The sequence below is a fragment of the Fictibacillus fluitans genome (genome assembly GCF_030418125.1).
Lineage (GTDB): Bacteria > Bacillota > Bacilli > Bacillales > Fictibacillaceae > Fictibacillus_C > Fictibacillus_C fluitans.
In genome coordinates this window covers 183,268-203,428 of sequence record NZ_JAUHTR010000009.1, presented here as the reverse complement: position 1 = coordinate 203,428, position 20,161 = coordinate 183,268, and the positions used below count along the sequence as shown (strand labels likewise).

Genomic DNA, 20,161 nt, shown 5'->3' with positions numbered 1-20,161 from the left:
GGTAAGGTAGGTGCTTGCACCGGTAAGGTAGGTGCTTGCACCAGTAAGGAAGGCGTTTCGCCGGACTTCAGGAGTTTGCGACAAGGAAGCAGGCGATTACGCCGGCCAGGCTCAGCGCCCGCCCACAAGGTAGGCGCTGGCGCCGGTAAAAGCGAGCGGTCCGGAACGGAAATCAACCACTTTCAGAGATGAAAAGGCTGCAAAACAAAACCTATAAAAAACAGCTCTTTGGGTAAGAGCTGTCATGAATACCTTTTCCGTTTAGATGAGGAGGGAATATTCAATTCTTCTCTATACTTCGCTACCGTTCTTCTTGAAATGTTTAATCCTTTTTCCGCAACAAGCCGTTCGGCGATGGCCTGGTCGGATAGTGGTTTGGCTTTATCCTCGGATTCCACCAGTTTTTTGATCGCAAGCTTTGCGGTCTGTGCAGAAGCGTTCTCGCCGCCCACTGTTTCTATCTTGGTTGTAAAAAAGTATTTTAGTTCAAACGCCCCTCTTGGCGTCTGTATAATTTTGTTTTTCACTGCACGGCTGACGGTCGATTCGTGCATTCCGATCCGGTCAGCGACTTCCTTCAGGGTCATGGGAACCAGGTGCTCGGGTCCCCACTTTAAAAACCGCTGCTGTGCAGATACTATCTCTTTGGCAATCATGATCAGCGTGTTTTTCCTCTGCTCCAGGCTCTTTTGCAGCCATTGAAGTTTTTGGAAGTGCTCCTGCAAGTATTGGGCAGCCCCGCCGGCTTTGGTATGAAGAAGATTGGCATAACCTTCATTCAAGCCGATTTTGGGCATAAATTGTTCGTTAACTGAAAGGGAGTAGCTCCCGTTGTTTTCTGTGACAGATAAATCCGGATACAGATACCCCATATCGGAAGGCTGTGAGAGCTTCCTGCCTGGTTTAGGATCCAGCGACTGGATAAAGTCTCCTGCCTGTTCAGCCTCCTGGACAGTAACAGCGAGGAAACTGGCAATCTGCTTCAGTTTTCTCTCAGCCAGCAGATCCAGATAGCGATCAGCCACCTGATACGGCAGATCATGCTTCGTCATTCCCAATGCCCTCATCTGAAGAATCAGACATTCCCGCAAATTTCTTGCCCCAATTCCGGCAGGCTCAAGCTGGTGCAGCCAATCTATGCATTCATCAAATAAAGCAGAAGTAATGGAGAAGCGTTCAAGCATTTCTTCCCTGGTAATGTCGAGGTACCCGGCATGGTCAATGTTCAATATAAGATAGCGCACCACAGCTGCCTGGTTTTCAGGTATGGGCATATCCAGCACCTGATGCAGCAGATGGTCATGCATCGTCAATTCTGCCGGCTGCATTCTCCCGATCATGTCGGCATCCTGATGAGAATGATTTTTTTGAAGCGCTTTCTTTTTACTTTTCTCGAAAACAGCGGATGATTCGGACAACTCTATCAATGGGTTCTCAACCGCCTGTTCCTGTAAAAATCGAGAAAGTTCATAGCAAGGATATTGCAGGATGGCAATGGCCTGGCGAAGCTCAGCTGTCATAACAAGACTTAAGTTTTGTTGTTGAAATAAACCCAGCTCCATATGAATCCCTCCTATAGCTATGATACTACAGATTGTCAAATGGCAACACTGTTTCTTATATTGAAGCTTTTTTCAGCATTAAAAAAAGAGCCATGTCTGGCTCTTTTTATCGTGCTATTAAAGTTTAGTAACGTTAGCAGCTTGTGGTCCGCGAGCACCTTCAACGATTTCGAAAGATACTTCTTGACCTTCGTCTAAAGATTTGAAACCTTCAGATTGGATTGCAGAAAAGTGTACGAATACATCGTCTCCGCCTTCAACTTCGATGAAGCCGAATCCTTTTTCTGCGTTAAACCATTTTACTTTCCCGTTTTGCATGGGTATATCCTCCTGTCAGCGCGTTTAAAGCGCTTTAAAAATTGGAACCATGTAACATTGCTACTAACTAAAAGCAAAACATTTACCGTTTACATCCAGTCATCATAACACGTATATGGTCAGCACAAATATATCATGGGATTTTCCAATTGTCAAAAGGAGATAGAAGATTATTTAATGTTCACACAATGAAATTTTTCATTAGGGTAGGAACAAGGAATCTGATACGATAGAAGCAGTTGGACAAAAGGAGTGCTATAACAATGGCTGAACAATTTTCAGTGAAATTTTTTGAAGAGAACTTTTTGCAGTATATCGACCGGAACAAAGATGTGTTTACAAAATCCCACGCCATGAATGCCTATTACCGCTCAATCGTGGGTACGCTGATTAACGACCATTTAAATAAGAATGGAGAAATCGTCAGGCGGATCCGCAATCTGGAGGAAGCGTACAACAACATAAAAAATTCGTAAGGTGCAGAAGTTTATATACTTGGGCGACACTCTTTATCTAGTAAAACTTTAGGGAAGATACGTTTAAATCCCGGCAACCCGGGAATGATGAAGATAGTCCAAACATATTGTTAAATAAAGGATTGTTGCGCCTCTACATAGAATTAACAACTAAGAAGCTTTTTGTTTGACCTTTTTTGACCTTTTTTGTATGATGGCAGTAACACATGAAAACACACCCTATAAGGTATAAGGAGGATTATTCATGAATTTAATTCCTACAGTTATTGAACAAACAAACCGTGGCGAACGCGCATATGATATTTACTCCCGTCTGTTAAAAGACCGTATTATCATGCTTGGAAGCGGAATTGACGACAATGTATCAAACTCCATCGTGGCACAGCTGCTCTTCTTGGCTGCCGAGGATCCGGAAAAGGATATTTCTCTTTACATAAACAGTCCCGGCGGATCCATTACAGCTGGAATGGCGATTTATGACACCATGAACTTTATTAAGCCTAATGTTTCTACGATCTGCATTGGTATGGCTGCTTCCATGGGAGCATTCCTGCTTGCAGCCGGTGAAAAAGGAAAACGTTATGTGCTTCCGAATTCCGAAGTCATGATTCACCAGCCGCTTGGCGGAACACGCGGTCAGGCAACGGATATCGAAATCCATGCCCGCCGTATCATCCAAATGCGTGAACAGCTAAACAAAATTCTTTCCGAAAGAACTGGCCAGCCGCTTGAAGTCATCGAACGCGACACCGACCGCGACAACTTCATGCTTGCTGAAGATGCGGTTAAATACGGATTGGTTGACCGGGTAATTGCTTCTGTCGAAGATCCAAAAAACCTGTAAAACAATAGAAAAGCCGCTCACCACTGAGCGGCTTTTTTTCATTTGGAGGGTGGAATGAATTTTTACAACGTCCTGATCTCCATCGGCGTAATTGTTATCCTTCTGCTGATTCTGGCGATGTTCGCCAAAACAAAGAGATAAACAAAAAGGGCAAAAGCGTTTGGTGATGCTGTCATCACCAAACGCTTTTGCCCTTTTTATATTTGTTAATCCCGTTCTGTAATAAAGGCTTCAAGCCCCTTAATGGCCTCTTCTTCATCATGGCCGCTAACAGAGATGGTAATGTCCACGCCTGAACCGATGGCGAGGCTCATGATGCCCATAATGCTTTTTGCGTTGACCCGTTTTCCGTCTTTTTCAACAAACACTTCAGAATTGTAACGGTTCGCTTCTTGAACAAACAGAGCTGCGGGACGAGCTTGCAGTCCTGTTTTCAATTGAACAGTTACCTGCTTTTCAATCATGGCTGTTCCTCCTTGTAAAATAGTAGAAAATAATGGGATGCTTTATTTAGAAATGGGTTGGCCTAAACGAATTTTGTTAGCGATTTCATCAATCTTACGCAAACGATGATTCACACCGGATTTGCTGACGGGTCCGGAGGAAACCATTTCCCCGAGCTCCTTCAGGGTAATTTCCTGATGAGCCACCCGGAGTTCGGCAATTTCGCGAAGCCTGTCAGGGAGTATTTCAAGTCCAACCTCATTTTCAATAAACTTAATGTTTTCAACCTGCCTCATGGCAGCTCCGACTGTTTTGTTCAGGTTGGCTGTTTCGCAGTTTACCAGACGGTTCACCGAGTTTCTCATATCCTTTAAAATCCTTACGTCCTCAAAGTAAAGCATCGCATTGTGCGCTCCGATCAGAGTCAGGAATTCGGATATTTTCTCTCCGTCCTTCAAATAAATAATATACCCTTTTTTCCGCTCGAGCATTTTTGCTTTAAGATCAAAGGTATTCATTAATTCGCAAAGGGCGGCAGTATGTTCTTCATACATGGAAAAAATCTCGAGATGATAGCTTGTCTCAGGATGATTAATGGAGCCTCCGGCAAGAAAAGCTCCTCTCATGTATGATCTGCGGCAGCAGGTTTTTCTTTGTATTTCATCAGCAATGCCGCGATTAAATGTAAAGGTTTCATCTATAATATTTAAATCCTCCAGCAGAGTCCTTGCTTCCCTTGTCAGTCTGACAATATAGACATTGTTCTTTTTCAGTCTCATCTTTTTACGGACAAGGAGCTCCACATGAAAGGAATACACTCTCTTAATCAATGTATAAATCCGGCGTGCAATTGCTGCATTTTCGGTCGGAATGTCCAAAACGATCAGACGGTTGGAAAAAGAAATGGAGCCATTCATCCTAATAAGTGCCGCCAGTTCCGCCTTTGCACAGCAATCCTTGATTTCGAGCTTTGTCAGCTCTTTTTTTGTTTCTGCTGCAAATGACATCTTTTTCTCACCCCTCTCCTATCCTGTACGGTAACGTGAGGGTAACACAGCTGCTATCAGCCTTAATTTCTGATTATGTTCTCCTTACAGCAAAGAAAGAAGAAGTTCAGATACACGTCTCGCATCATGGCGTACTAATGTGCCATATTGAATTATATTATCACTAATAATGTCAAATCCAAAAGATTTTAAACTTTCGATATCACAAACTACCTGCTCGGCTCCTTCTTCGCGATACAGCTCAAGAAACTCGGGAGGAATAATTTCATTGTTTACAATGACGACATCAATGATTTTTTCCCCAAAGTGGTCGATCAGTGCCTGCACATGGTCACTTGCTGAAAAATGATTGGTTTCCCCTTGCTGCGTCATTGCGTTGCAGACATAAACTCTAGGCACCGTTGACTTACAGACGGCCTCCCGAATGCCTCCAACCAATAAATTGGGAAGGATGCTCGTATAAAGGCTTCCCGGTCCAACCACGATTAAGTCTGCCTCATTGATCGCATCAACGCTTGCCTGCAGCGGTTCGATATGGTCCGGTGTCAAAAATACACGTTTAATCGGTTTGTTCCGCAAAGGAATTTTTGATTCACCTGTTATGATCGAGCCGTCTTCATATTCTGCGTTTAAAATCACGCTTTTATTAGCCGCCGGAAGCACCTGTCCCCGCACGTTCAAAACTTTGCTTAATTCCTTGATCCCCATGACGAAATCCCCGGTAATATCATGCATGGCAGCCAGCAGCAAATTCCCGAGGGAATGCCCTGTAATGCCGTCACCCGTTGTAAACCGGTGCTGGAAAAGCTGCTCCACAAGCGGTTCTACCTCTGATAACGCGGCAAGAACATTGCGTATGTCGCCCGGAGGAGGCATGTCGTAATCTTTTCTCAGGCGCCCTGAGCTTCCGCCATCATCAGCGACTGTTACGATCGCTGTGATATCAACCGGAAACCTTTTTAAGCCTCTTAAAAGTACAGAGAGCCCTGTCCCCCCTCCCAGGACGACGACTTTTGATATAGGTTTCATTTATGACTTATCCTTTCCCATGTCACGATGGCTGCTCAGCGTTACAAATTCCTTGGACAGAGCATTTTTGATGTACTCTGCCAGAGCAACCGAACGGTGCTTGCCTCCTGTGCATCCGATTCCGATAATCAGCTGGCTTTTCCCTTCCCGCTTATATTGCGGAATCATGAAGTTTAATAAATCGATCAGCTTTTCAAGAAACGTTTTCGTTTCCGGCCAGCGCAGAACATATTCTGAGATATCCGGTTCAAGTCCCGTTCTTGGGCGCATATGATCGATGTAATGCGGATTCGGCAGAAACCGGACATCAAACACGAGATCAGCATCAATCGGCATTCCGTATTTAAACCCGAACGACATGATGTTCACGGTAAATGGATGCGATTTTTCCGGTGAAAAACGCTCAATAATCTTTTCACGCAGCTGTATCGGTTTGAGGTCAGTTGTGTCGATCACCTGTTGGGCACGGCCCTTCAAATCCTCAAGCATTTCTCTTTCCTGCATGATGCCCTGAAGAGGATTTCCGCTTTTCGCCAGCGGATGCGACCGCCGCGTCTCTTTATACCTGCGGACAAGTGCGGCATCCTTGCTTTCAAGATAAATAATTTGCGGCTGTATGTGCGAATGAACAGGCAGCTGGTCCAGTGTGGTAAAGAGCTGGTCAAAAAACTCGCGTCCCCGCAAGTCCATCACAAGTGCCACCTTGTTCAGCTTTCCATCCGATTCTTCCATAAGCTCTACAAATTTGGGCAGAAGTGCGGGCGGAAGATTATCAACACAGAAGAAACCAAGGTCTTCAAAGCTCTGCATCGCTACGGTTTTTCCGGCACCTGACATCCCTGTTATAATCACCATTTGTACATCCTGCTTTTCCATGGCCGCTCTCCCCCTTGTCGAATCATTTTGTCTATAATATATGTGAAGTCCCGGCCCTCTGATAACTTTTTCTTATGCCGGATCAAGGCGGTACGATAAAAGTTCAAAATCAGGTGTATAAGTGAACGTTCCAAAAATCATTCCTGTTCCGGTGAGGACATAGTCAAGAATGTGATGATCGCCAGGAGCCATGGGCAGGTTTCTTACTTCTGCTGCGGGTTTCCAGGCCAGCTTCCCTTCATCACTTTCCTCCAATGCTTCTCCTTCAGCTTCGGTTGCTAAAAAGGTGAACATCATCCATTCGGAAATAATCTTGTCCTGTTCTTTAATGATAAAATTAAATACACCCTTCAATTGAGGATTCTTGATATAGATTCCTGTTTCTTCACGATATTCACGGATGACTGAATCCCTGATAGATTCTTCTGACTCCATCTTCCCGCCTGGCGCAACCCACCAGCCTCTTCTCGGTTTTTGCAGGAGGAGTACTTCATTTTCGTTAACCAGTACACAGTTTGTTACTCTTTGCACAATGTTCACCTCGATAAGCTGTTACATTAACTTTAGTATACTAAAAATAAGTGCCCCTCACAATGAACTCGTTCCGTCATTTTCCGAGGGTTTTTGCCAGCTGCACAAAAAAAGGGCGCGGAAACTATCCGCGCCAAAGTCTTGCACTTTATAAAAAGGGGGTCAATTCTTATTATTTATAGTACCCCTTTTTTATTTCACCACTGTTACATTCTGATTAAAACACAATTACGGATTAGGCTTGAATCCGTTCTTTCAGTTCCTCTACATAATGCTGAGCAGACTGTGCCGCGATACTGCCGTCACCTGTAGCGGTTACGATTTGGCGCAGTGTTTTTTCCCTGACGTCTCCGGCAGCGAAAATACCCGGAACCCTGGTTTCCATTATCTCGTTGGTCTCAACATATCCTGCCTCATTTGTAATTCCGAGGTTGAGGAACGCTGCGTTCAGCGGAAGCATACCCACATAGATAAACACGCCATCTGCTGAGAATTCCCGCTCTTCACCGGTTTCAGCGCTTACGAGAGTCAGCTTGTTTACCTTGTTGTTTTCTCCGTGAATCTCCTTAACGGTGTGATTCCAGAGGAAATCCACTTTTTCATTATCAAACGCGCGCTGTTGAAGAATCTGTTGTGCACGCAATTTGTCACGGCGGTGGACAATGGTAACTTTGGTGGCGAAGCGAGTGAGATACACACCTTCTTCCACGGCAGAGTCCCCTCCGCCTATTACGACAAGCTCTTTGTTTTTAAAGAACGCACCGTCACAGACTGCGCAGTAGGAAACACCGCGTCCGCCAAATTCTTTTTCCCCGGGCACGCCGAGTTTTTTGTATTCAGCACCGGTTCCGATGATAATGGATCGCGCTTTAAATTGTTTGCTTCCAGTAACAACGGTTTTATATTCTTCACCATCGATAATTTCTTTTACATCGCCATAAGCATATTCTGCTCCGAACTTTTTGGCATGCTCAAACATTTTATTGGATAGTTCAGGCCCCAGGATTGTTTCAAACCCCGGATAGTTTTCTACATCTTCGGTATTGGCCATTTGTCCGCCCGGAATTCCGCGTTCAAGCATTAATGTGCTGAGGTTTGCCCGTGATGTATAGACAGCAGCTGTCATACCGGCGGGACCTGCTCCGATGATTAGTACGTCGTAAATTTTCTCTTCAGTCATCTTGATCCACTCCTTTTGTCCTTCCCCAGAACATCTGTCTTAAGATATCGGATATTGTACCTACATGGTATAGGGCAAAAGCTTTTTCGTCCATCGATTTGCTCAATCTACCCGTTCGAGACCCCGTTTAATAAACTGAATGCGGGAAGCAAGCATGGAGACCGTAATTCCATACAACTCTGCAATCTGGCGCTGTGTTGCCCCGTCTTTTCTTTTTCTTGCCACATAATCGATCGCTGCGGCGATGGCCGTATGATTTCTTAAAAGTGAACTGTCGGAATGAGCCAAAATCATGGTTTCAAGCCACAGGAACGTTACATCATCATCGATGGATGCACCGTTTTCTTTTAAAATGGACAGTATGTTTAACCCGCTTGCCACAATCGGCGACATGGATTCAACCCGTTGTTCGCCGTCTTCCCGTTTAATGAAAACCGGCACCCGGGGTTCCATCTCCAGTAAAAGATGGGCTGCAACTTCCTTCAATACCGAATGCTCCTCCACCTTTCCGCAAAAGGCCTTGAGCACATCCAGGTTTTCTTCGCTATTGTTCCCCCTCATCAGGGTTAAATGCACCAATTTATTTTTTTGAAGGCCGCGCGCTACATTGTTAAATCTCTGTACAAAATCACCGCTTTGCGCATTTTCCGGTTTGGCCATCCAGGGCACCCGGTATTGATAATCTGTTCCTGTAACCGAAAGCGTTCCTTCTTTTGCCTGCTTTAAATAATGAGGCGCCACCTGACCGTCAGGATCAATTTCGTGAGCCTTTGACCAGCAATGAACCGCACGCTCCGGTTTTCCTGTGGCATGGTAAGAAACGGCCAGGAAATGCAGGTAGGCCGGGTCATTAAAATAATAATGCTTGTTGATGGAAGTCAGCCAGCGGTTCGCATAATCATGCTCATTGAAATAACCAAAGGTGCTGCCCAGCTTGTAACGGTGATCGGGATGGATGGGAAAAACCTTCTTGAGGCTCTCCACCAGCTGTGCTGCTTCATCCGTCCGGCCCAGCTGTTCATAAAAAATGGCGAGGTTGCACAACGCATTTAAGTTGCCTGGGTTTTTCACGAGAATCTGGTTCAGCACTCCCAGTGCTTCGTCATATTCTTTTAAATAAAAATGGGTCAATGCCAGATTGTTATAGGCGGCCCAAAATGAAGGATGCTTGCGGATCAAATCTGCCAGCAGAGCCTTTGCTTCGATAAGTTCACCGTTCTCAATACTGCGGCGTGCCTCTTCGTGCCCGACGATCAGCTCTTCTTCTTCAGTCAGCGGCTCACTTCCTGTTTCGAAATGGATGAGGTCCAGCAATTCCATCGCATCATCTGCAAATTCGCCATCCGGATCCTTTTTCATATAAAGAGAAGCATAAGTTTCCGCCTCTTCAAACATTCCCATATGGGCATAATTGTTTGCCATGAAAAAATAGCATTCACTAATGTCCTGTCCCATGGTTTCAAGAACCTGCTCCAAATACAGGTTTGATCTATCGTATTCACCCAGCTCGGCCAATGTGGTGGCCAGCTGGCAATAAAATGTCGGTTCTTCAGGCTGCAAAAACACTGCCCGTTCAAAAAAACGTTTTGCTTTATTCAAATCCTTTTTCCGGTAAGCTTTAATACCCCGATGGAAATAATCCGTTCCATCCTGCATGAAAGGAAGTATTCGCATGTCACTTTCCGCGTGTTTTTCCTTTTTCATTCTTTCCTCCAACTCTATGTAAAAAGGTCCATTACATAGCCTTTTTTTATCTCCGTTCAATTTCAACCCAAAAAAGTATAACACACACTAAAAGTGTCTTACATACCCTTTTTGTAACTTTGTCAAGGAAACTTTCGACAAAGGCTTTTTAAACATTTCAGAATTCCTTATTTATGGATAATATCCTTTCCGCCTAATGGGTGCTGCAGACACTTTTTGTCATCAACTTCTTCCCTGACAGAACATCACCGCCTCCCCAAAAAAGGAAACGGTGACACGGATCTATAACGTCAATTTTAAAAACTTTCTTTTTCCTACTTGAATGATTGTATCATTTTTTATCTCAATCTCAAGTGATATGTTTGTCACTTTTTCGCCGTTCAGTTTAATTCCTCCGTTTTGGATCATCTTGCGCGCTTCGCTCTTCGAGGGAAGCAATCCCAGCTCGACAATGAGATCGACAACCGAAATTTCAGAAGCCTTTTTCCACACGACGGCTGGTATTTCTTCAGGCAGTTTTTTGTGTTGGAACACCTGCTGAAAATGATGGACCGCCCCCTCTGCCGGCTTTCTTCCATGAAACATCGTCACGAAGTTTTCAGCGATCATAACCTTGGCATCACGGGGATGAAGCTTGCCGCATTTCAAATCGATTTTCAGCTGGGTTTTTTTCTTCAGATCAAAACTGGTGGCCAAATCGATGTACTTCGCAATCAATTCGTCTGGAATACTCATGGTTTTGCCAAACATATCATTCGGCTCATCCTGAATCCCAATGTAATTGCCTTTGGATTTCGACATCTTCTCCACGCCGTCCAGCCCTTCCAGCAGAGGAAGCAGAATGACGGCCTGCTTTTCTTTTTGGTAATGCTCCTGAAGCTGCCTCCCCATCAGCACATTAAAATGCTGATCGGTTCCGCCAAGCTCGATATCACTTTCCAGTACAACCGAATCATACCCTTGCATTAACGGGTAAAAAAATTCGTGAAGGGAAATCGGCTTTCCTGCAGAAATCCGCTGGCTGAAATCATTTCGTTCCAGCAGCCTGGCGACAGTAATACTGCCCGCCAGCCGGACGACCTCCTCAAAGTTCAGAGCGCTCAGCCACCGTGAATTATAGTGAAGCTCCACCTTCTCCATATCCAGCACTTTTCCAAACTGTTCAACGTACGTCTGTGCATTATGCTTCACCTCTTCATCTGTCAGCTGCTTCCTGGCAGCCGACTTTCCGGTGGGATCGCCGATTTTCCCTGTAAAGTCCCCGACAATCAACTGGATCATATGGCCGTGTTGCTGAAACTGCTTCAGTTTTTGCAGAACGACAGTATGCCCGATATGAACGTCCGGAGCGGAAGGATCCAGTCCCAGCTTAACCTTCAGCGGCTTCTTTTCAAGCAGCGATTTCGCGATTTTTTGCTTCAGTTCAAGGGCAGGAATGATTTCGCTCACACCATTGGCATACAAAGCATATTGCCTTTCCATCTCTTTTTTTTGGACTGCAGACAGCTGTTCAATATTTTTGTTCATCAAAACCATTCCTTTCTGTTTATAATAAAAAACCACATCCCTCCTATAGAAGGGACGTGGTTTTTCACGCGGTACCACCCTTGTTGAAGCATGGCTTCCACTCGGTAAAATAACGGTTCATGCCGTTCTTTGCTATCAGCCGCGAAATCCGGCGTTCACAAAGAAAGTTTGAGGAGGTAATTCATAAGGATCTTTGTACCGGTTTGCACCTGCCACCGGCTCTCTAAAAACAGGGAGACCGCTACTACTCGTTCCTCTCATTACTTTTTTACGAAATTGGTTTCTCATTAGTTTAGTGTATTGGGGAGATGAATACAAGTGAGGATTTAACATATTTTGAATTTTTCCTGTGGAGAAGGACGGGAAAAGTTTGAATATTTAGTTATGCTCAATTATGATGTATTTCCGCCCAATTTGTTTAATTTATGCCCAATTAATGATGAGTTCCGCCCAATTATCCCGAATTATGCTCAATTCAGCAAATCCAAAAAAAATCCGCCGGCAAGATCCCCGGCGGCCCAACATAAACCTTATTTACGGTCTTTTGATGTATGGCGTTCCTCTAAAACTCCCAAAACTTCAGTAAACGGAAGCTTTTGTTCCTGCAGAAGAACAAGAAGGTGATAAATGAGGTCGGCAGCTTCCCATTTCAGCTCTTCTTTATCGCGGTTTTTCGCAGCAATAATGACTTCTGACGCTTCTTCTCCGACCTTTTTCAGAATCTTGTCCACGCCTTTATCAAACAGATAGGTCGTGTAGGCTCCTTCCGGCATTTCACGTTCACGCTCGGCAATGAGACCCTGCAGCACATTCAAGATATCCTGAGATTTTCCTTGAGCCGTTCCCTCTTTACCAGGCACAATGTCTCCGTAGGACGTTTTCCCGCTCGCTTCTGCCTCAGACCGGTCGACAGCGCCAAAGCAGCTTTCCGAACCGGTATGGCAGGCAGGCCCCTTCGGATCCACAAATACCACGAGTGCATCCTGGTCACAATCCACATGAATATCGATTACTTTTTGGGTGTTTCCCGACGTTTCGCCTTTATGCCAAAGCTCCTGGCGGGAACGGCTGTAAAATACGGTTTCCCCGATCTCCAGCGTTTTTTGCAACGATTCTTCATTCATATAAGCCAGTGTCAGTACCTTCTTTGTCCGTGCATCCTGAACAATGGCCGGGATCAATCCTTTTTCATCAAACTTGATCGAAGACAGGTTCATCGGATCACCACTCCTTTTTCTTTTAGCTCTTTCTTTACTTCCCGCACAGAGGTTTCCTTATAATGAAAAATACTCGCGGCTAAAGCGGCATCAGCTTTTCCATCGGTAAAAGCTTCATAAAAGTGTTCGGCATTGCCTGCTCCGCCTGAAGCAATGACAGGAACGGTGACCGCCTCGCTGACGGCTTTGGTCAGCGCTAGATTAAACCCGGTTTTTTCACCGTCCTGATCCATGCTTGTCAGCAGGATTTCACCGGCTCCCCGCTTGACGGCCTCCCTGGCCCAGTCAGTCACTTCCCACTCTGTCGGCTTGCGTCCGCCGTGCGTGTACACCCTCCAGGAACCAAGGCTTTCATCATACTTGGCGTCAATGGCTGTTACGATACACTGTGAACCAAAATAGTCTGCCCCTTCTGTAATCAATTCAGGGCGCAGCAGGGCCGCTGTGTTTACGGATACTTTATCTGCTCCGGCCCGGAGAACCCGCTTCATATCTTCAAGCGAGTTGATGCCTCCTCCCACGGTAAAAGGGATGGCGAGCTGGCTTGCTACCCGGTCGACCACATCAATCATCGTCTGGCGCCCCTCATGTGATGCTGAAATATCAAGAAAAACAAGCTCGTCCGCACCTTCTCTGTCATAAAAAGCCGCAAGCTCCACAGGGTCACCTGCATCCAGCAGATTTAAAAACTGTATTCCTTTTACCACCCGGCCTTCTTTTACATCCAGGCAGGGTATGATTCGTTTTGTCAGCATTTATTTCACCTTCTCTAATGCTTCCTGCAGTGTAAACCGCCCTGTATAAAGCGCTTTTCCGATAATAGCGCCTCCAATGCCCCGGTGGTCTTCCTTAAGGGCAGCGAGATCATCAAGAGAACTTACACCACCTGAAGCAATAACATCCTTACCGGTTAATCCTGCGAGCTCTCCGATTGCTTCTGTGTTCGGTCCCTGGAGGGTGCCGTCTTTGGAGATATCCGTGAAAATAAACGTTTCAGCACCTTCATTCCCGAGCTTTTCCGCCAGCTCGGACGCTTTGATTTCAGAAGTGTTCAGCCAGCCTTCTGTTGCGACATAGCCGTCACGCGCATCAATTCCGATGGCAATCTGGCTGCCGTATTTACGGAGCATACTGATGACAAATTCAGGATTCGAAATGGCCGCACTGCCAAGAATTACCCGGTTGACGCCTTCTTCCAGGTAAAAGGCGACATCTTCCTCATTGCGGATGCCCCCGCCGATCTGCACGGAAACCTGAAGTTCTTTGGCCACCCTGACCACATGCTGATGATTAACCCGTTCTCCGGCCTTTGCGCCGTCCAGGTCGACCATGTGGATCCACTGTGCTCCTGCTTCGGCAAATTGCTTTGCCATTTCAAATGGAGAATCGCCGTATACAGTTTCCTGGTCGTAATCTCCCTGCAGCAGCCTTACGCATTTTCCGCCGCGCATGTCTATTGCAGGATACAGGATAAATTCGCTCATGCCTTTGCCTCCTCTGCCAAGTTGCAAAAATTGCTCAAGATCGTCATGCCGACTTCCGAGCTTTTTTCAGGATGAAATTGTGTGCCGAAAATGTTGTTCCTGCCGACGACGGCCGGTACATCCCTGTCCCCGTATTGCGCCCCGGCAATCACGGTTTGGGGTTCATCGCTTTGAACCACATACGAATGAACAAAATAAACAAAGCCCTCGTCCAGGTTCTCAATAAGAGGAGATCTGCGGTTGTACTGCAGTTTGTTCCATCCCATATGAGGCACTTTGTATGCTTCTCCGCTATTTGTGACGCCTGAAAACCGCTCAACCCTGCCAGGGAGGAATCCCAGGCCTTCGGTAAGGCCATTTTCTTCGCTTTCTTCGAACAGCAGCTGCATGCCAAGACAAATGCCAAGAAGCGGTTTTCCCGCGGCCGCTTCTTCTTTTATAAAATCTGTAAGACCTGTTCCATTCAGGATCAGCATAGCATCCTTAAATGATCCCACACCAGGCAAAAGCAGCTTGTCCGCTTTAGCCAGCTCTTCTTTTTTATCGGACAAAAAGTAGGGCTGCTTCAGCCGTTTGAGCGCAGAGCTTACCGAATGAAGATTCCCCATTCCATAATCAATGATGCCGATCATTTACAGCATCCCCTTTGTGGAAGGGACACCCTTCACTCTCGGGTCAATGAGGGTAGCTTCATCCAGAGCCTTGGCAAACGCCTTGAAGACCGCCTCGATCATATGATGCGTATTGGTGCCATAGTGAACAATCACATGAAGATTCATACGTGCTTCAAGGGCCAGTTTCCAAAAGAATTCATGCACCAGCTCGGTGTCAAAGGTTCCTACCTTTTGCGAAGGAAACTCTGCACGAAATTCCAAATGCGGGCGGTTGCTTAAATCGATGGCAACCTGTGCAAGGGTTTCATCCATAGGCACAAACGCATTTCCGTAGCGCTTGATCCCCATTTTATCACCAAGAGCTTCTTTAATCGCAGTCCCCAGGCAGATTCCCACATCCTCGGTCGTATGATGATCATCGATTTCGGTATCACCCTCAGCGTTTACCGTTAAATTAAAAAGCCCGTGGCGGGCAAAGCCGTCAAGCATATGGTTTAGAAACGGAACAGGTGTATCAATCGACGCCTGGCCGTCTCCATCTATATCAAAAGAAAGGCCAATCTGAGTTTCTTTTGTGTTTCGTTCAATTGAATACGTGCGGTTACTCATGTTCACTTTCCCCCAGTCTTTTCTCTACTGCCCGGGCATGAGCTTCCAGTCCCTCAAGCCGGGCAAATGCTGCGATTTTTTTTGCATTTTCCTGTATGGCGCTCTCACTGTACATGATGACGCTTGATTTTTTCGTAAAATCATCCACATTGAGCGGCGAGGAAAAGCGGGCGGTTCCGCTCGTCGGCAGCACATGATTGCTTCCGGCAAAGTAATCCCCCACCGGCTCGGACGAGTTCGGACCAAGAAAAATAGCCCCTGCGTGTTTGATTTTACCCAAAAGCTCCATGGGATGCTGTGTCATCACTTCCAAATGCTCGGGGGCGATTTCATTGATGACGTCCACACCCTCGCTGAGACTGTCTACGAGGTAAATCGCTCCATGGGTTTCAATCGATTCTCTGGCAATCTCCTGCCTTGGCAATGATTGCAGCTGGATTTCCACTTGCTCTGCCACCTGGTTCGCCAGTTTCTCGGAGGTGGTTACGAGGACCGCAGCTGCACGGGGATCGTGCTCGGCCTGTGACAGAAGGTCGGCCGCCACATAAACAGGATTGGCGGTTTCATCCGCCAGAACCGCTATTTCGCTTGGGCCCGCAATCATGTCGATATCCACTGTACCGAAGACTTCACGCTTCGCCAGGGCTACATAAACATTTCCCGGGCCGACGACTTTATCCACCTTTTGGATGGTTTCCGTACCATAGGCAAGCGCACCAATCGCTTGCGCACCGCCAGCTTTATAAATGGCGGTGATCCCGCTTTCTCTCGCAGCAACCAGGACACCGGCCGGGAGTTTTCCGTCCTCTCCCGGAGGAGAAACAAGCACGATCCTTCCGACTCCTGCTACCTTCGCCGGCATCACACCCATAAGCACCGAGGATGGATAAGCTGCCGTTCCGCCTGGCACATACACGCCGACTGAATCAAGCGGTGTTATCTTCTGCCCTAGCAGTGTTCCGTCTTCTTTGGTTATGAACCACGATTGCTTTTTTTGCTGAATATGATAGTCTTCAATATTCTTTGCCGCTTCTTTAATGATGGCAATCATTTCGTCATCGACTTCGCTGTAGGCTTGCTCAATCTCTTTTTCCGTCACTTCTAGCTCACTCAGCAGAACTCTGTCAAACTTCTCTGTAAGCTCATACAATGCCGCATCGCCCTGTTCGCGAACCTGGTTTAAAATGCTTTTCACCGCTTTTAGCTGGGCTTCCGAGTCCTGGTCAATATTTCGTTTCAAGCTGTTTAGATTTGCTGCGCGTTCAATCCTCACCTGATCTCCTCCTTGCTCTCCACGACTTTGCTCAGGCGTTCGACCAGTTCGTCGATTACGGCGGCCTTCATGCGGTAGCTTGCAGGGTTCACGATGATCCGGGAAGTAATCTCCCTGATTTTCTCCAGTTCAACCAGTCCGTTTTCCTTTAATGTTCTTCCCGTTGATACAATATCGACGATTCGGTCGGCAAGGCCGATCAGCGGAGCGAGCTCGATGGAACCGTTCAATTTAATGATTTCTACCTGTTCTCCTTGTTCCCGGAAGTACTGTGCCGCCACATTCGGATACTTTGTGGCGATTTTCGGGGCAACCGAATGCTCCTTTAGTTCCGCGAGGCCGGCCACCGCCAGGTAGCAGTCACTGATTTTCAGATCAAGAACCTCATACACGTCCCGCTCTTCTTCGAGCATAACATCTTTTCCTGCAATGCCTACATCCGCAACACCATGTTCCACATAGGTTGGAACATCCATCGGTTTCGCCAGGATAAAGCGCATTCCAGCTTCTTCGATCTCAATGATCAGTTTTCTTGAATCTTCGAACTCGGGAGGCAGCGGATAGCCCGCCTGGCGCAGCAATTCCACTGCTTCCTGAAAAATACGCCCTTTAGGCATTGCGACTGTGAGTAAACTGCTCATCGTGCCTCTCCTTTCTCGCTTTTGCCGATCACATAAATTACGTCTTGAAACCGGCTGCTGTATTCGTCCACATTGCCGATACCCGATATATCCTGAACCACTACAGAATGTCCCTGTTCGCGCAGTTCACGCGATTTGGCAATGGCTTCTTTTCGGTTTTCCGCACTAAAAATGATGCATGTCCTTACAGCTAAAGGTTCTTTCGCACTCAATGCTTCAAGAAGGTAATCCAGCCGGATGCCGAACCCGATCGCCTGGGCACTTCGCCCGAACTCCCCAAGGAGCTGGTCATAGCGTCCTCCGCTGCATAGCGGGAATCCCAATTGGTTGGTGTACCCTTCAAAAACAATTCCTGTATAGTAGCTCATATGGCTGAATAACGTGAAATCAAGAACCACCTTATCCTGCACGCCATAAAGTTCAAGAATGTTCAAAAGTTCCCTTAAGTCACTGATCGCCTTTTTTCCTCCAACGGCTGTCAATTCCTCAGCCGACCGCAGCACGTCCTCTCCCCCGCGGAGGTGAAGAAGGTCCAGCAGCCTTTTTTTATCAATCGATGATAAAGGAAGGTTCTTCACATGACTGGCATAACCAACATAATTTTTTTCATATAAGAAGCGCAGCAGTTCTTCTGCACGGTCTTCGTTTCCAAGCACTTCAACAAAAAGTTCATTCAAAAAACCAATATGGCCAACAGCCACTTTAAACTCCTGTAATCCCGCCTTCGAAAGGGTGGATATCATCAGAGCAATCACTTCGGCGTCGGCACTTGACGTACCGTCTCCGATCAATTCAACCCCAACCTGTTCAAACTCCGCAGGGCGTCCACCCTCCCGCTGCTGGGACCGGAACACCGCAGAGTCGTATGCAAGCCGGATTGGATAAGCAACATCTTTCATGGAGGAAGAAACAACACGTGCGATCGGAGCCGTCATGTCCGGTCTCAGCACAAGTGTTTTCCCTTCTGAATCCAGCAGTTTAAAAAGCTGCTGATCCAATATGGCGGAAGCTTCACCCACCGTATCGTAGTATTCCAGTGTCGGGGTTTGGATGAACTGGTATCCCCAATCACGGATTTCCTGCTCCATTACCGTTCGAACCTGCTGCTTTACTTGATATAAAACAGGAAGAGTATCCCTCATTCCCATTGGCTTTTCAAAAACAAATGGCTTCGACATCGACTCACACCTTCACTTATGCTTTAGTTCGCTAATATACTACCGAGATAAATTATACGTTGTAGTCTACACTTCTTTTTGCGGTTCGTCAATATCCCGCTCATTAAACTGTTGCCTGCTTTCTTTTAAAAACGTTAAAATACGTTACAGGAAAAAAAAAGAGGGAATAATGCTACAAGATCATTAAAATCAAGATAAAGGAGCTTACGTTGTGATCAATCGAATATTTTTTATACTAATCTTAGCCGGTGTTCCTTTGTCTGTGGCAGCGGCCCTGCTACACTGGCCGGCTGTAGCTTCATTCATCATCTACTGTGTCACCATTATAGCTCTTGCCTCCTATATGGGAAGAGCAACGGAAAGCCTGGCCATCGTGGTTGGGCCGAGGATCGGCGGACTGCTAAATGCCACATTTGGAAACGCGGTTGAACTGATCATCTCCATTTTCGCCTTAAAAGCGGGGCTGATTTCCGTGGTGCTCGCTTCGCTGACTGGTTCGGTACTGGGAAACCTCCTGCTTGTGGGTGGGTTATCCTTCTTTATCGGCGGACTCAAGTTCAAGCGCCAGCGATTTAATGTTCATGATGCCCAGCACAATGCAGGATTAATGATTTTTGCCATCGTTGTCGCTTTTGTATTCCCTGAAGTGTTCTCCATGACACTCAATGATCAGGAATCATTTACTCTCAGTATCTGGGTTTCTGCCATTATGATCATTCTTTATCTTGCTGCTCTCTACTTTAAACTCGTCACCCATCGCGGAGTTTATGCCTATGACGAAGAAAAAGGAGAAAATGAGGAACAAGAAACAGCGGAATGGACAAAGTCGAAGTCTATTCTTGTTCTGGGACTTGCCACACTGGCTGTTGCTTACATATCCGAGAATCTTGTCCATACCTTTGAAGAGGTGGGCGAGACGCTTGGCTGGAGTGAAATCTTCATCGGGATCATCATTGTTGCCATCGTCGGTAATGCGGCAGAACATGCCTCTGCCGTTATGATGGCCTACAAAAACAAAGTGGGTGTAACGGTTGAGATCGCCGTAGGGTCAACCCTTCAAATTGCCATGTTTGTCGCACCGGTTCTGGTACTGGCTTCTGTATTCTTCGAAAAGCAAATGTCCCTTGTATTTTCGATGCCCGAACTGGTATCCATGGTCCTGGCCGTCTTTCTCACCATCTCCATTACAAATGACGGGGACACCAACTGGTTTGAAGGGCTTACACTGTTAGCCGCTTATATGATTATGGGCGTGGGCTTCTACCTGCTGTAACCAGACACAAAAAGAAAAAGCTTCAGCACATTCCCTCTTTGTGCTGAAGCTTTTTTTATCCGAAGAAAAGGTCCAAAATGGTTCCAAGCTGCCCTTTCTTTCCTTCCAAAATGGATGGATTGTACACTTCAACATACCCGCAATTCTCACACGAAACAAATAAGTAATGATTATGCTGGAGATCCAGCAGTTTGCTGAGCCCCGAGCCCGTCATGGCAAGCTCCTTCGTTTTACACCGTCCATGGCCGCACTTTACACATTTAAACTTCTCATGGATTTTGTCTTCTACAACGCCCATTTCCTTTCCTCCCAACCAAAAGTGATAACATACTTGTCCTTCTCTTCGTATATGGTAATACTAGTAGTACGCATAG

General features: G+C 46.4%; 22 protein-coding genes and 1 other annotated feature. Of the genes, 3 read left to right on the top strand and 19 right to left on the bottom strand.

Features of this window, described 5'->3' with window-relative positions:
• Positions 1 to 242: 242 nt before the first annotated feature.
• Positions 243 to 1,562 carry an RNA polymerase factor sigma-54 gene (gene rpoN / locus QYB97_RS17190; protein WP_301167245.1) on the bottom strand — a complete coding sequence of 440 codons (1,320 nt, stop codon included), beginning with the start codon at positions 1,560 to 1,562 and terminating at the stop codon, positions 243 to 245.
• Between the two features lie 117 nt (positions 1,563 to 1,679).
• Complete coding sequence (gene cspD, locus QYB97_RS17185) at positions 1,680 to 1,880, bottom strand: cold-shock protein CspD (protein WP_061971998.1); 201 nt, start codon at positions 1,878 to 1,880, stop codon at positions 1,680 to 1,682.
• Between the two features lie 263 nt (positions 1,881 to 2,143).
• On the opposite strand from cspD, the gene yvfG reads away from it, so the two are divergent.
• Both yvfG and clpP read left to right on the top strand, forming a co-directional pair.
• A complete protein-coding gene (gene yvfG / locus QYB97_RS17180; protein ID WP_301167244.1) occupies positions 2,144 to 2,356 on the top strand; it encodes a protein YvfG in 213 nt (70 codons plus the stop codon).
• Positions 2,357 to 2,600: 244 nt separating this feature from the next.
• Entirely contained in the window at positions 2,601 to 3,200 is a 600-nt protein-coding gene (gene clpP, locus QYB97_RS17175; protein WP_301167243.1) for an ATP-dependent Clp endopeptidase proteolytic subunit ClpP, read from the top strand.
• A 206-nt stretch (positions 3,201 to 3,406) separates the two neighbouring features.
• Here clpP and QYB97_RS17170 read toward each other — a convergent pair whose 3' ends face one another.
• The 16 genes from QYB97_RS17170 to QYB97_RS17095 form a co-directional block, all read right to left on the bottom strand.
• Positions 3,407 to 3,664 carry an HPr family phosphocarrier protein gene (locus tag QYB97_RS17170; protein WP_301167242.1) on the bottom strand — a complete coding sequence of 86 codons (258 nt, stop codon included), beginning with the start codon at positions 3,662 to 3,664 and terminating at the stop codon, positions 3,407 to 3,409.
• 42 nt (positions 3,665 to 3,706) lie between these two features.
• Positions 3,707 to 4,651, bottom strand: a complete 945-nt coding sequence (gene whiA, locus QYB97_RS17165; protein WP_301167241.1) for a DNA-binding protein WhiA — start codon at positions 4,649 to 4,651, stop codon at positions 3,707 to 3,709.
• Between the two features lie 84 nt (positions 4,652 to 4,735).
• Positions 4,736 to 5,680, bottom strand: a complete 945-nt coding sequence (locus QYB97_RS17160) for a gluconeogenesis factor YvcK family protein (protein WP_301167240.1) — start codon at positions 5,678 to 5,680, stop codon at positions 4,736 to 4,738.
• Positions 5,681 to 6,556: an RNase adapter RapZ gene (gene rapZ / locus QYB97_RS17155; RefSeq protein WP_301167239.1), complete on the bottom strand. Its 876-nt coding sequence runs from the start codon at positions 6,554 to 6,556 to the stop codon at positions 5,681 to 5,683. It lies immediately after the preceding gene.
• A 72-nt stretch (positions 6,557 to 6,628) separates the two neighbouring features.
• Complete coding sequence (locus QYB97_RS17150) at positions 6,629 to 7,087, bottom strand: 8-oxo-dGTP diphosphatase (RefSeq protein ID WP_301167238.1); 459 nt, start codon at positions 7,085 to 7,087, stop codon at positions 6,629 to 6,631.
• Between the two features lie 235 nt (positions 7,088 to 7,322).
• A complete protein-coding gene (gene trxB / locus QYB97_RS17145) occupies positions 7,323 to 8,267 on the bottom strand; it encodes a thioredoxin-disulfide reductase (RefSeq protein ID WP_301167237.1) in 945 nt (314 codons plus the stop codon).
• Between the two features lie 102 nt (positions 8,268 to 8,369).
• Positions 8,370 to 9,971, bottom strand: coding sequence for a tetratricopeptide repeat protein (locus QYB97_RS17140; RefSeq protein WP_301167236.1), 1,602 nt, complete (start codon positions 9,969 to 9,971; stop codon positions 8,370 to 8,372).
• 282 nt (positions 9,972 to 10,253) lie between these two features.
• Positions 10,254 to 11,498: a tyrosine--tRNA ligase gene (gene tyrS, locus QYB97_RS17135; protein WP_301167235.1), complete on the bottom strand. Its 1,245-nt coding sequence runs from the start codon at positions 11,496 to 11,498 to the stop codon at positions 10,254 to 10,256.
• A gap of 47 nt (positions 11,499 to 11,545) precedes the next feature.
• Positions 11,546 to 11,768: a binding site (T-box leader), on the bottom strand.
• 260 nt (positions 11,769 to 12,028) lie between these two features.
• Positions 12,029 to 12,715 (bottom strand): bifunctional phosphoribosyl-AMP cyclohydrolase/phosphoribosyl-ATP diphosphatase HisIE, encoded by a 687-nt coding sequence (gene hisIE, locus QYB97_RS17130; protein ID WP_301167234.1) that lies wholly within the window; start codon positions 12,713 to 12,715, stop codon positions 12,029 to 12,031.
• Positions 12,712 to 13,470: an imidazole glycerol phosphate synthase subunit HisF gene (gene hisF / locus QYB97_RS17125; RefSeq protein ID WP_301167233.1), complete on the bottom strand. Its 759-nt coding sequence runs from the start codon at positions 13,468 to 13,470 to the stop codon at positions 12,712 to 12,714. Before hisF ends, hisIE begins: the two co-directional genes overlap by 4 nt.
• Positions 13,471 to 14,199 carry a 1-(5-phosphoribosyl)-5-[(5-phosphoribosylamino)methylideneamino]imidazole-4-carboxamide isomerase gene (gene hisA / locus QYB97_RS17120; RefSeq protein WP_301167232.1) on the bottom strand — a complete coding sequence of 243 codons (729 nt, stop codon included), beginning with the start codon at positions 14,197 to 14,199 and terminating at the stop codon, positions 13,471 to 13,473. It lies immediately after the preceding gene.
• The gene (hisH, locus tag QYB97_RS17115) at positions 14,196 to 14,831 is read right to left on the bottom strand and encodes an imidazole glycerol phosphate synthase subunit HisH (protein ID WP_301167231.1); all 636 of its coding nucleotides are present in this window, start codon (positions 14,829 to 14,831) and stop codon (positions 14,196 to 14,198) included. The genes hisA and hisH overlap by 4 nt, the downstream gene beginning before the upstream one ends.
• Complete coding sequence (gene hisB / locus QYB97_RS17110; RefSeq protein WP_301167230.1) at positions 14,832 to 15,422, bottom strand: imidazoleglycerol-phosphate dehydratase HisB; 591 nt, start codon at positions 15,420 to 15,422, stop codon at positions 14,832 to 14,834.
• Entirely contained in the window at positions 15,415 to 16,695 is a 1,281-nt protein-coding gene (hisD, locus tag QYB97_RS17105) for a histidinol dehydrogenase (RefSeq protein WP_301167229.1), read from the bottom strand. The genes hisB and hisD overlap by 8 nt, the downstream gene beginning before the upstream one ends.
• Positions 16,692 to 17,336 (bottom strand): ATP phosphoribosyltransferase, encoded by a 645-nt coding sequence (hisG, locus tag QYB97_RS17100; RefSeq protein WP_301167228.1) that lies wholly within the window; start codon positions 17,334 to 17,336, stop codon positions 16,692 to 16,694. Before hisG ends, hisD begins: the two co-directional genes overlap by 4 nt.
• Positions 17,333 to 18,514 (bottom strand): ATP phosphoribosyltransferase regulatory subunit, encoded by a 1,182-nt coding sequence (locus QYB97_RS17095; RefSeq protein WP_301167227.1) that lies wholly within the window; start codon positions 18,512 to 18,514, stop codon positions 17,333 to 17,335. The genes hisG and QYB97_RS17095 overlap by 4 nt, the downstream gene beginning before the upstream one ends.
• A 214-nt stretch (positions 18,515 to 18,728) precedes the next feature.
• Between QYB97_RS17095 and cax the strand changes: the two genes are divergently transcribed.
• A complete protein-coding gene (gene cax / locus QYB97_RS17090; RefSeq protein WP_301167254.1) occupies positions 18,729 to 19,787 on the top strand; it encodes a calcium/proton exchanger in 1,059 nt (352 codons plus the stop codon).
• Positions 19,788 to 19,842: 55 nt separating this feature from the next.
• Here cax and QYB97_RS17085 read toward each other — a convergent pair whose 3' ends face one another.
• On the bottom strand, positions 19,843 to 20,085 hold the full coding sequence (locus tag QYB97_RS17085) for a zinc ribbon domain-containing protein (protein ID WP_301167226.1): 243 nt from the start codon (positions 20,083 to 20,085) through the stop codon (positions 19,843 to 19,845).
• Between the last annotated feature and the right edge of the window lie 76 nt (positions 20,086 to 20,161).

Bases quoted from the DNA above. Each gene is read 5' to 3' on its own strand.
- cspD (WP_061971998.1), bottom strand. From the start codon at position 1,880: ATGCAAAACGGGAAAGTAAAATGGTTTAACGCAGAAAAAGGATTCGGC.
- hisB (WP_301167230.1), bottom strand. From the start codon at position 15,422: ATGAGTAACCGCACGTATTCAATTGAACGAAACACAAAAGAAACTCAG.
- whiA (WP_301167241.1), bottom strand. From the start codon at position 4,651: ATGTCATTTGCAGCAGAAACAAAAAAAGAGCTGACAAAGCTCGAAATC.
- QYB97_RS17085 (WP_301167226.1), bottom strand. From the start codon at position 20,085: ATGGGCGTTGTAGAAGACAAAATCCATGAGAAGTTTAAATGTGTAAAG.
- clpP (WP_301167243.1), top strand. From the start codon at position 2,601: ATGAATTTAATTCCTACAGTTATTGAACAAACAAACCGTGGCGAACGC.
- rpoN (WP_301167245.1), bottom strand. From the start codon at position 1,562: ATGGAGCTGGGTTTATTTCAACAACAAAACTTAAGTCTTGTTATGACA.
- trxB (WP_301167237.1), bottom strand. From the start codon at position 8,267: ATGACTGAAGAGAAAATTTACGACGTACTAATCATCGGAGCAGGTCCC.
- QYB97_RS17170 (WP_301167242.1), bottom strand. From the start codon at position 3,664: ATGATTGAAAAGCAGGTAACTGTTCAATTGAAAACAGGACTGCAAGCT.
- hisH (WP_301167231.1), bottom strand. From the start codon at position 14,831: ATGATCGGCATCATTGATTATGGAATGGGGAATCTTCATTCGGTAAGC.
- rapZ (WP_301167239.1), bottom strand. From the start codon at position 6,556: ATGGAAAAGCAGGATGTACAAATGGTGATTATAACAGGGATGTCAGGT.
- yvfG (WP_301167244.1), top strand. From the start codon at position 2,144: ATGGCTGAACAATTTTCAGTGAAATTTTTTGAAGAGAACTTTTTGCAG.
- QYB97_RS17095 (WP_301167227.1), bottom strand. From the start codon at position 18,514: ATGTCGAAGCCATTTGTTTTTGAAAAGCCAATGGGAATGAGGGATACT.
- tyrS (WP_301167235.1), bottom strand. From the start codon at position 11,498: ATGAACAAAAATATTGAACAGCTGTCTGCAGTCCAAAAAAAAGAGATG.
- QYB97_RS17160 (WP_301167240.1), bottom strand. From the start codon at position 5,680: ATGAAACCTATATCAAAAGTCGTCGTCCTGGGAGGGGGGACAGGGCTC.
- hisA (WP_301167232.1), bottom strand. From the start codon at position 14,199: ATGAGCGAATTTATCCTGTATCCTGCAATAGACATGCGCGGCGGAAAA.
- hisG (WP_301167228.1), bottom strand. From the start codon at position 17,336: ATGAGCAGTTTACTCACAGTCGCAATGCCTAAAGGGCGTATTTTTCAG.
- hisIE (WP_301167234.1), bottom strand. From the start codon at position 12,715: ATGAACCTGTCTTCGATCAAGTTTGATGAAAAAGGATTGATCCCGGCC.
- hisF (WP_301167233.1), bottom strand. From the start codon at position 13,470: ATGCTGACAAAACGAATCATACCCTGCCTGGATGTAAAAGAAGGCCGG.
- QYB97_RS17140 (WP_301167236.1), bottom strand. From the start codon at position 9,971: ATGAAAAAGGAAAAACACGCGGAAAGTGACATGCGAATACTTCCTTTC.